At 36.7% G+C, this 1,801-nt stretch carries 1 protein-coding gene; it reads right to left on the reverse strand.

Translation table 11 applies throughout. The features are described from left to right. Nucleotides 1-44: 44 nt before the first annotated feature. Nucleotides 45-1,801: ATP-dependent Clp protease ATP-binding subunit (locus tag BLT22_RS12080; RefSeq protein ID WP_091763506.1), on the reverse strand; the 1,757-nt coding region annotated here is incomplete at its 5' end.

Genomic DNA, 1,801 nt, shown 5'->3' on the forward strand with positions numbered 1-1,801 from the left:
AACGTACGCCTGTCAGCGTCCGTCCTTTTCTATAAAAATCTAATTTAATTTTTAACAGTTATTTCCTTTTCATTGTTAGATCTGTTTCTTACCTTTAACGTTATTTCTCCTTTAGAAGCACCAATCGTTACTTTGTCTCCAACAATAACATTCCCAGCAAGTAATTCTTCACTTAGTTTATCTTCGATTTTTGTTTGAATAGCTCTACGTAAAGGTCTTGCCCCATATTCAGGATCAAACCCTGCTTTAGCTATTGCATCCATTGCTGAAGATGTAATTTTTAAATTAATTCCTAACTCATCCATACGTGTAGTAATGCTTTGAGTTAACAATTTGACGATTTCACGAAGTTCTTCTTTTTTAAGTGATTCGAATACGATTGTATCATCTACACGATTCAGAAATTCTGGTCGGAAAGCATTTTTAAGCTCTTCCCGAATTCTTTTCTCCATTGCCTTATGATCAAATCGTTTATCAACAGCACCGAATCCAACTGATTTTTCATCTCTTAGGGCTGTTGCTCCAAGGTTAGAAGTCATAATAACTATTGTATTCTTAAAGTCAACCTGTCTACCTTTTCCATCTGTCAACAATCCATCATCCAGTACTTGCAGTAAAATATTAAAAACGTCAGGATGTGCTTTTTCTACTTCATCAAGCAGAATAACAGAATAAGGTTTTTGACGAATTTTCTCTGTTAATTGTCCACCTTCATCATATCCAACATAGCCCGGAGGAGAACCTACTAATCTACTTGTACTATATTTCTCCATATATTCAGACATATCTACTCTAATCAAGGATTCTTCACTGCCAAACATCGCTTCAGCTAATGCTTTTGCAAGTTCGGTTTTCCCTACACCTGTTGGCCCTAAGAACATAAATGATCCAATTGGTCTTTTCGGATCTTTCAACCCACTTCTTGCACGTCGAATAGCTTTCGATACTGCAACAACGGCTTCTTCTTGACCTACTACACGTTCGTGCAATACTTTTTCAAGATTCAACAAGCGGTCTGTTTCTTTTTGCTCCATTTGTTGGATGGGAATACCTGTCCATTGAGATACTACTTCAGCAATATCCTGAGCTGTTACTTCTAAGGTAACTTCATCTGAGGTATCTTCATTTTCAATCATCTTTTCAATTCGTCTGCGTTGTTTCATTTCTTTTTCTCGAATTTGAGCTGCTCTTTCAAAATTCTGTTCTTGAATGGCTTCTTCCTTCATTCGAGACAAATCATTTAATTTTTCAGTAGCTTTTGACATTGTTGTTGGCTGATCAGAAGCATCAATTCTGACCTTAGATGCAGATTCATCCATTAAGTCAATTGCTTTATCTGGTAATTGTCTAGAAGTAATATATCTCGTAGAAAAATGCACAGCCGCATGAATTGCCTCATCAGTGATTCTAACTCCGTGGTGATCTTCATAGCGTTCTCTCAGCCCAAGCAATATTGCTTCAGCTTCAATTTCTGATGGTGGATTTACTTGTACAGAAGCAAATCTCCGCTCTAATGCTGCATCTTTTTCGATATGTTTCTGATATTCATCTAAAGTTGTAGCACCAATTGTCTGTAGTTCACCTCTTGCAAGTGCTGGTTTAAGAATATTAGATGCATCTATTGCACCTTCTGCTCCCCCCGCACCAATAAGTGTGTGCAATTCATCAATGAAGAGGATAACTTCTCCATCTTCATAAATTTCATCAATAATTTTTTTCATTCGTTCTTCGAATTCGCCACGATACTTCGTTCCTGCTACTAAAGAACCCATATCTAATGTCATTAAACGTTTGTTTTTTA

The organism is Marinilactibacillus psychrotolerans, from assembly GCF_900101525.1.
Classification (GTDB): domain Bacteria; phylum Bacillota; class Bacilli; order Lactobacillales; family Carnobacteriaceae_A; genus Marinilactibacillus; species Marinilactibacillus psychrotolerans.